The organism is Vibrio sp. (assembly GCF_050299255.1).
Taxonomy (GTDB): Bacteria; Pseudomonadota; Gammaproteobacteria; order Enterobacterales; family Vibrionaceae; genus Vibrio.
Genome location: NZ_JBNKVP010000195.1, coordinates 1 through 589, shown reverse-complemented (window position 1 = coordinate 589; position 589 = coordinate 1). Strand labels below are relative to the sequence as shown.

Sequence of the window (589 nt, the reverse complement as noted above, 5' to 3'; positions counted from 1 at the left end):
ACCGGGTCACTGGAAGAAAAACGTGTATGGAGTACTTAAATATTCCGTAGGCGAGATCTTCGATCAAATCGATCTTAACCAGCGTGTTATGGACGAGCAGCAACAATCTGTAAAACAGCAGATTGCTGACCTGCTGAATAAAGATTGGCGGGAAGCGATTAATAACTGTGAAGCGTTATTGTCAGAAACGTCGAGCACGCTGCGTGAACTTCAAGATACCTTGCAGGCAGCAAGTGATGAGCTGCAAACTCAGATCCTCGATATTCAGGAGCTTGTTTATGGCGATCCTGAGCGTGAGTTTATTGAAGAAGCCCTGTTTGGTCTGCAAATGAAGCTGGACCGAATCACCAGTTGGGGCCAGCAAGCGATTGATCTTTGGATCGGGTACGACCGACACGTACATAAATTTATCCGTACCGCTATCGATATGGATAAGAACCGTGCATTTAGCTCGCGTCTGCGTCAATCGATAAAAGACTATTTTGATACGCCTTGGTATCTGACTTTTGCAGATGCAGAAAGGCTTTCCGACCTTCGTGATGAAGCTTTGGTACTGCGTGATGACGAGGTAACCGGCCAAGTTCCGATG

Annotated in this window: 1 pseudogene; it reads left to right on the top strand. The window is 46.5% G+C overall.

What is annotated here, in order from left to right:
* Positions 1-589: pseudogene (locus ACQY6F_RS18990) on the top strand (chromosome partition protein MukF); the annotation flags it as partial.